At 70.7% G+C, this 7399-nt stretch carries 9 protein-coding genes and 1 pseudogene; 5 read left to right on the plus strand and 5 right to left on the minus strand.

Features of this window, described 5'->3' with window-relative positions:
* Window positions 1–31: 31 nt before the first annotated feature.
* Both IG08_RS0140885 and IG08_RS0140890 read right to left on the minus strand, forming a co-directional pair.
* A complete protein-coding gene (locus IG08_RS0140885; protein WP_199821005.1) occupies window positions 32–520 on the minus strand; it encodes a nuclear transport factor 2 family protein in 489 nt (162 codons plus the stop codon).
* Window positions 521–784: 264 nt separating this feature from the next.
* Window positions 785–1192 (minus strand): winged helix-turn-helix transcriptional regulator, encoded by a 408-nt coding sequence (locus IG08_RS0140890; RefSeq protein ID WP_052425065.1) that lies wholly within the window; start codon window positions 1190–1192, stop codon window positions 785–787.
* 95 nt (window positions 1193–1287) lie between these two features.
* Here IG08_RS0140890 and IG08_RS0140895 point away from each other — a divergent pair, with 95 nt between their 5' ends.
* On the plus strand, window positions 1288–1926 hold the full coding sequence (locus IG08_RS0140895; protein ID WP_030615418.1) for an NAD(P)-dependent oxidoreductase: 639 nt from the start codon (window positions 1288–1290) through the stop codon (window positions 1924–1926).
* Window positions 1927–2326: 400 nt separating this feature from the next.
* On the opposite strand, the gene IG08_RS60325 is transcribed toward IG08_RS0140895, so the two are convergent.
* Window positions 2327–2638, minus strand: coding sequence for an acyl-CoA-like ligand-binding transcription factor (locus tag IG08_RS60325; RefSeq protein WP_234343088.1), 312 nt, complete (start codon window positions 2636–2638; stop codon window positions 2327–2329).
* A 38-nt stretch (window positions 2639–2676) separates the two neighbouring features.
* Between IG08_RS60325 and IG08_RS60830 the strand changes: the two genes are divergently transcribed.
* The 4 genes and pseudogenes from IG08_RS60830 (at window position 2677) to IG08_RS0140925 (ending at window position 5354) form a co-directional block, all read left to right on the plus strand.
* Entirely contained in the window at window positions 2677–2886 is a 210-nt protein-coding gene (locus tag IG08_RS60830) for an SDR family oxidoreductase (protein WP_030615424.1), read from the plus strand.
* A 49-nt stretch (window positions 2887–2935) separates the two neighbouring features.
* A pseudogene (locus tag IG08_RS0140915) lies at window positions 2936–3691 on the plus strand (NADPH-dependent F420 reductase); the annotation flags it as partial.
* A gap of 554 nt (window positions 3692–4245) precedes the next feature.
* Complete coding sequence (locus tag IG08_RS0140920) at window positions 4246–4425, plus strand: hypothetical protein (protein WP_030615430.1); 180 nt, start codon at window positions 4246–4248, stop codon at window positions 4423–4425.
* Window positions 4426–4505: 80 nt separating this feature from the next.
* On the plus strand, window positions 4506–5354 hold the full coding sequence (locus tag IG08_RS0140925; protein WP_030615433.1) for an SDR family oxidoreductase: 849 nt from the start codon (window positions 4506–4508) through the stop codon (window positions 5352–5354).
* 415 nt (window positions 5355–5769) lie between these two features.
* Here IG08_RS0140925 and IG08_RS0140930 read toward each other — a convergent pair whose 3' ends face one another.
* Window positions 5770–6978 carry a low temperature requirement protein A gene (locus tag IG08_RS0140930; protein WP_030615436.1) on the minus strand — a complete coding sequence of 403 codons (1209 nt, stop codon included), beginning with the start codon at window positions 6976–6978 and terminating at the stop codon, window positions 5770–5772.
* Window positions 6979–7134: 156 nt separating this feature from the next.
* Window positions 7135–7399, minus strand: a 265-nt coding sequence (locus IG08_RS0140935) for an MmyB family transcriptional regulator (RefSeq protein WP_030615439.1), incomplete at its 5' end; no start/stop codon positions are given.

The raw sequence follows: 7399 nt of genomic DNA on the forward strand, positions 1-7399 counted from the left end.
CAGTGCCGACGCACGTGGCGGCACAGCACGGTCAGCTTCCCAACGGCCGCTTGTCGTTGATCAGGAAATGCGAGATTCGAGTCTTGATCAGCCATCGGCCGTCACGCTGGACGTATTCGTCGTTGTACCGAATGCTGCTGTCGGTGATGAACTCTTTGCCGTCTTCCTCGGTGACGAGCTTCACCTGACAGTAGGAGATTCCCGTTGCGGAATCGCCGTCGATGTCGACGACCTGCTGACCGTTCATATGGAACAGGCGCGTCACGTTTGCGATGAAACCGCTGAACGTCTCTTCCAGCTGCTCTACACCGGAGATGTCGAAGACCAAGTCATCACCCATGTACACCTGAACCTTGGTGTCGGGTGTGAACAGGGACATCTGGTCCTTGATCCGCTTCTCGTCGCCCAAGTTGGAGAACGTGTCCACCAACTGCTTCAGCTCGGACTTGGCCTCTAGATCTTGCAGTGACATGAACGCTTCTTTCTCATGGGCACGTTCAACTTCAGCTTCACGCAGCATGGGTCGGACGGCTTGATGGCGGTCGCAACAGCTTCGCCTGTGAACGTGGAATCGAATTTCAGAAGTCATTCTGGACGGGTGACTGCGTGACTGGGAGGGTGTATCACTCCCTGTCTCCGCACACCCCCTCAGGGGCTTTGCGTACTCGGGAACGAGACAGTCGAAACCCTGTGCCCGCATTGCCATCCTGTTCCGCCATCGCTCCGGCGCGTGGCGCCTGTGGACGTGAGCGCCGAGTTCGCGTCGAGGCGCGGGGAGGGCCCCTCAGTCGGACATGTCCTCCGAGGGTGACGCCGAGCCCGTGCCGTTCGTGCGCTGGTGGGTGACGATGCCGGGCAGTTGCTCGTAGATCGCGTCGATCAGATCGCAGACGCGCTCGGCGATCGGGCGGCCGAGAGCGGTGAGTTCGTAGTCGACCCGCCTGGCGACCGTCGGGTGTGGTGTCCGCGCGACGAGGCCGTCGTCCTCCAGACGCTGGAGGGTCTGCCACAGCATCCGGTCGGAGACCCCGGACACGCTGCGACGCACCTCGGCGAACCGCAGAGGGCCTTCTGTCAGGGCGGCGAGGGTCAGGCCACCCCACCGGCCCGTCGCGTGCTCCAGTACCTCCCGCGACGTGCACTGCGGATCGAACACGCTCATCCCGGCCACGCGCTCGGTCCCTCGACTCATACGCCCATGTTAAACGGGCCGCGTGCTTATTTTGAGTAAGTACTGTACTTTCGTAAGTGTGAGCCGCTGGGGCTCCTGACGGGAGACGTTGTCCGATGAAAATCCTCCTCCTTGGCGGCACAGGTGCCACCGGCGCCCTGTTCGTGGAGCGGGCCACCGCGGCCGGACATGAGGTGGTGGCCTTCGTCCGCGACGCCTCCAAGCTCACCCCGGCCGACCGGCTGACCGTGGTCGAGGGGGACGTTCGCGATGCCCGTGCGCTCGCCGAGGCGATGCGCGGCACCGACGCTGTGGTCAGCACGCTGGGTCTCGGCAAGGTCAAGGATCCCGGCAGCCTGATCGCCGACAGCACCCGCGCGCTGGTCCGGGCGGCCGAGGACAGCGGCACCAAGCGCGTGCTGATCATGTCGGCGTTCGGGGTCGGCGACTCCCTGGCCAAGGCCTCCGCGTTCGCCCGGTTCCTCTACAACTCGGGCGGCAAGGCGGCCTTCGCCGACAAGGCCGAGGGAGAGCGGATCCTCACCGCCTCCGTCCTGGACTGGACGCTGGCCTACCCGGTGTTGCTGACCAACAAGCCCGCCACGGGCAACGTCCATGCCGTCGACCTGACCGAGCTGGACCGCCTGCCCGGCCTGCCCAGGGTCTCCCGGGCCGACGTCGCCGCCTTCCTGCTGGACGCCGCAGTCGGAGGCGCTTGGTCCCGGCGCACTGCGGTACTCACCGCCGGCCGGTGACCGCCTCGTCGCACGCCCTACCTCGTCGGCGGCGGAAGCATCGACAGCCCGGTGGCCCGAGCCGGTGCCATACGAACGTACGGCGAGCGGGTGGCGGCACGTGTGAAGCAAGGGCCCGGCCCGGCTCGATGAACACCATGTCCGTCGGCGCTCCGGCCGACACCGCGCACGCGATGAGCGCCGGCACGACCGTCAGATGGCGGTGCACCCCGCGCGGTTCACGCGCATCCGGGACGCGGCGAGCCGCTCCAGCAGGCCGGAGATCTCCTCGCGTGCCACCTGTCGATGCCCGCCCAGCCGATCAAGGGCGGACGGGATCGGTGCTGACCGAGTGGTGGCCGCCTGTGCCGGAGGACCGCCCGGGCGCGGGCCGTCTCCGCAGAGCAGGTGGCGGACGTGCCTACCGCGGCGCGAGAGCGGCGAAAGCCTCGTCGAGCACGACGTCGAGGCGGAGGTGGCCGTCGGAGGCGGTCCAGTGGTCGACGGCGACATTCAGGCAGTCCATCGCGGCGGCGGCGCGTACCGCCGGAACCAGGAGAGTTGGCCACGGGGGATCGGCGCGCTCGGCGAGGGCCTGGGCGATGGCGGGGCGCCAGCCGTTCGGCTTCTCCAGTGTGCGGGTGCCCAGCGCGGGCGTCCGCATGATCCCGGCGAACCCACCCGCCCCGCGTACGCCGCCTCCAAGGCCGGGGGCAGCGCGCTGACCCGCCACATCGCCTCCCGCTGGGCAAGGATGGCATCCGCTGCAACGTGGTCGCCCCCGGCCCGGTCATGGGCGAGACCCAGCAGCAGCCGGACGACCAGCAGTTGCAGGCCATGGCGTTGCAGTTCGCCCGCAGCCCGCGCCTGGGCGAACCCGCCGACCTGGCCGGCGCCGTCGCCTTCCTCTTCTCCGACGACGCGGCCTGGATCAGCGGCCAGGCCTGGTCGATCGACGGGGGCATGAGCCTGCGCGGCTGAGACCCCACATCCCGTTTCCCGCTGATTCACCTACTGGAATGGACATGACGTCATGACCAAGACCCTCGGACTCATCGGCGCCGGCAACATCGGCAGCGCGCTGGCCCGCCTCGCCGTCGCCGCCGGACTGGACGTCGTACTCAGCAACTCCCGCGGCCCGGAAACCCTCGCCGACCTCGTCGCCGAACTCGGCCCGCGGGCCCGCGCGGCCACACCCGCTGAGGCCGCGCAGGCCGGTGACCTGGTGGTGGCGACCGTCCCGCTGAACACCTACACGCAGCTCCCCGCTGTCGCCCTGGCGGGCAAGACCGTCATCGACACCATGAATTACTACCCCGAGCGCGACGACCGGATCGCCGAACTGGACGCGGGCGAGCAGACCTCCAGCGCCCTGGTGCAGCGGCACTTGGCCGACTCCCGGGTGGTCAAGGGGTTCAACAGCATCGATTTCGTGCGCCTGTTCACTGCCGCCCGGCCCGCCGGTGCGGCCGACCGCAGCGCCCTGCCCGTCGCCGGTGACGATACGGCCGCCAAGGCGCAGGTGGCCGAGCTGCTGGACGCGCTGGGCTACGACGCGGTGGACATCGGCACGCTGGCCGACAGCTGGCGCAGTGAGCCGGGCACCCCCGTCTATGTCCAGCCGTACCTGCCGGCGCAGCCCGACGGGCTGACGCAGGAGGAGATGGGGCGCTGGTTCTTCGAGGTCCCGGGCGTCCCCGTGCCCGCCGACAAGGTGCGGGAGCTGACCGACTCCGCCGTCCGGCGCTCCGCGGGCGACGCCCGCGCGACCCTCAGCCGGGACTGAACCAGGAAGCGCGGAGCTGGGGCTGCGGCGAAGGGCTGACATACGACTGGGTATCAACATCGTGGCGTTCGACCATCCCGTGGACGACGGGAAGGGGCCCGGTGGGCTGGTGCCGCAGCTGGCCGCCGAGCGGCGCGCGAGCGACGAGCAGCAGGACGGGTGGGGGCGACGCGCAGGCGTTGCCCCGCGCCCGCCGATGTCGAGGGACGCTTCGAGCAGCTGACCGGTCCGTCGGCCATGTCCCGCGCATGAACGGGTTGGGCCCGCGGCGCCGGCAGGTCTCTACCGGCAGCGGCGCCGTACTCCTCCACGGCGCTGAGTAGGCCGGCGGCCGAATCCGGCGCCCGGTGTAGACGACTCACGTCGTACGCGTCGGCGCGCGATCTCCTGTCCCCTTGTCGTCGTTGGAGGCGGCCAAGTGGGGGGACCTGTCGTTCCCCTGATCATCACGGTCTGCCTCGCGGCGGGCGGAGGCACCAGGCTGGGTGAAGTGCCTTTTCCCGTGCCGATGAGAGGAGCACCACCTCATGGCGGCTTAGCCGGCTCCCGCGCAGATGTGCGCCGGACGGTTCGACCACCACGGCGTCGACGAGCAGAGGCCCTACGCCGAGGTGGAAGGCGCCGCAGCCCATCTCCTCGGCCGCCGCACCGTCACGGACGCCACCATCCGCGGCACGCATGCCCCTTGCCAGTTGTATCCGGCCTTCGGTCATGCCCGCGCGGACGGCGTGTGAAGAGCACTACGGGCCGACGCGAGCTTGTGACCAGGGCCCGGTCGGCCACATCGAGAACGTGGAGCGAAGGAGCGCGAAACATGAGCAAGGAACCCAGCCCCGCCAAGGAAATCGTCGTCGTCATCGGCCCCGGCAGCATCGGCCTGGCCATCGCCCGCCGGGTCGGCACCGGCCGCACCCTGCTGCTGGCCGCCCATGACGAGAAGGCCTCGCAGGCCGCCGCCGAGCAGCTGCGCGGCGAGGGCTACGAGGTGGCGGTGCAGGCCACCGACATCTCCGATCTGCCCCAGGTCGAGGCGCTGGCCGCCGCGGCCGCCGAGATGGGTGCGGTCACCCAGGTGATCCAGGCCGCCGGTGTATCACCCACCCAGGCGACCATCGAGCGGCTGCTGCACGTCGATCTGCTGGGCACGTCGTATGTCCTGGACGCCTTCGCCCGGGTGATCGCGCCGGGCGGGGCAGGCATCGTGGTCGCCAGCATGGCCGGGCACCGGGAGAGCCCCTACACGCCCGAGATCGAGCACGCGCTCGCGACCACCGAGACCTCGAAACTGCTCGCGCTGCCCTTCCTCCAGCCGGACCGGCTCGGCTCCTCGGTCCACGCCTACGCCATGTCCAAGCGGGCCAACTCGCTGCGTGTGCAGACGGCCGCCGCCGCGTGGGGCAAGCGCGGAGCCCGCGTGAACGCCGTCAGCCCCGGCGTGATCATCACCCCGCTGGCCCTCGACGAGCTCTCCGGCCCGCGCCGCGAGTGGTTCGACAAGGTGCGCGAGACCTCGGCGGCCAAGCGGTTCGGCACCTCCGAGGAGGTCGCCGCGGCCGCCGCCTTCCTGCTCGGCCGCGAGGCCGGCTTCATCACCGGAGCCGACCTCCTGATGGACGGCGGCGTGACCGCGGCGCTGCGCGCCGGTGAGCTGACGACGCCGTAACGAGCCGACAGCCGAGGCCCTGAATCCGCCCGGGTCCGGGCCCGCAGTCCGGACCCGGGCGGACGGCCTCCTCACCGACTGGCACCCGGGCCCCCGGGCTATGCACGGCTGCCGGCGCGCCAGCGGCACACAGCCTCGCCCCGCGGTGGCACTCAACTGCCGGATGCCGCGCGCGGTGGCGGCTTCGGCCTCGTCGGTCTCAAGGAGCGAGTGACCGCACTGGGCGGCGAGTTGCACGCGGGCCCCCGTGCCGGCGAGGGCTGGGAGATCAGGGCCAACTTTCCTGCGGGGAAGACCTGACGAGGCCGGTGGCACCGGCGGCACGGCGACGGGCCCCCGGTCGGCCCGGGCCACCGATGCCGCAGGGCCGGTCAGGGCACCCAGCAGGCCCAGCCATCGGATCGCATCAAGAAGCTCATCGGCCCACGTGGCGTCGGAGTTCCGCGTACCAGCGGGCCTCCGCCGCGGCCACCGCAGTGAGAATGACGACGACGCCCGCCAGGGCGGCGACCGGCGGGAGTGCGGCCGCCGCGGGGGTGCCCACGAGCAGCAGGCACAGGCCCGTCAGGCGGAAGCCGCCCCATACGTTCAGCATGATCCGGCCGAACAGCAGCAGGCCGGCCAGGTAAAGGGCCGCTCTGCCGCACAGGGCCCAGGCGTAGAAGCCGCCCAGCGCCTTGCCGTCGTCGGCGTGGGCGACGACGCCCTCGACGCCGAGGGCGGTCAGGACGACACCGGCCATGACGGGGAAGTGGGCATAGCCGTAGGCGTTGACCGCCAGGCTGAGGCGGGCCTGGCCCTGCGCCTTGTCCAGCTGGCGTTCGCCGATCAGGGTCGCCAGGTCGAAGTACAGCCACCACAGGCCCGTCGCGGCGGCCACGCCCAGTACGGCCGCGGCGAGCAGCCCTGCGCCGACCGGGTGGTCCGTGGCCCCGGCGCCCATGGCCAGCAGGGATTCGCCGATCGCGATGATGATGAACAGCTCGTGCCGCTCGGCGAAGTAGCGGGCGCTGTGGATGCGCCAGCTGCCCCGGCGGGAGGTGGCGTACACACCGCCCCAGTCCACCGCGATCGCCGCCGCGAACAGCGCCGTCTGCCACCGGCCGCCGACCGCCGCGCCGACGATCAGGAGCCCGCAGCCCGCCAGGACCGGCGGCCAGGAGACGGCGATCTGCCGCAGCAGCCCGCGGTCGCCACGCGCCAGTACGCTGTAGAGGACCAGGTGCACGACACGTACGAACAGGTAGGCGCAGGCCAGGACCAGCGGACCGTTCAGACCGCCGGGCAGGTCGTCCCACGCTTCGGGGACGGTGAGCGCGACCACGAACACCCCGGCCATCGCGAGTGCCATGCCCGCGCGTACGACGCCGCGGTCGGCCCGGGCCTGGTTGCCCAGCCAGGCGTACGCGGACCAGGAGAACCAGACCAGCGCCAGCAGCAGCACGCCGTGCAGCACTCCCGTGCCGGTGTGGTGGTGGGCCATGTACTGGGTGATCTGGGTGAGCGTGAAGACGTACACCAGGTCGAAGAACAGCTCGAAGGTGGTCACCCGGCTGCTCGCCGGCGCCTTGCGTGCGCCGGCCGGCGGGCCACCCTGCGGCGGTCCGTACTGCTCGCTTTCCAACTACGTGTCCCTCGGAGCGTGGGTCGAGCGGCGTGGTCGTGGAACCCGCGTCGGCGTCGGAGGCCTCTTTGCCGTGAGGGCCGGCCTTCAGGTTGTCCGCAGGGGGACCGGGCGGCAACAGGACCGCGATCGATCGGCCGAAAGGCCGAGGGCAGGTCAGGACAGGGGAGAGGCGGGATCGTCCTCCACAGCCGCCGACCGGTCGTCGTGCGCCGGGGTCCTCTTCGCGGGCTGCTCCTGCCCGAGCAGGTCGAGCAGGACCATCGCGTCGTGATCGGCGGTGCCCGGCTCGGCGTAGTACGTCACCAGGCGGTGTCCGGGGGTGCCCTCCAGTTCCATGGACTGGTAGCCGAGGGTGAGGTCGCCGACCTCGGGGTGGTGGAACGTCTTGCGGCCGTGGGCGTGGCCCTTGACGTCGTAG

This window comes from Streptomyces fulvoviolaceus (assembly GCF_000718165.1).
In the GTDB taxonomy this organism is placed as follows: Bacteria; Actinomycetota; Actinomycetes; order Streptomycetales; family Streptomycetaceae; genus Streptomyces; species Streptomyces fulvoviolaceus.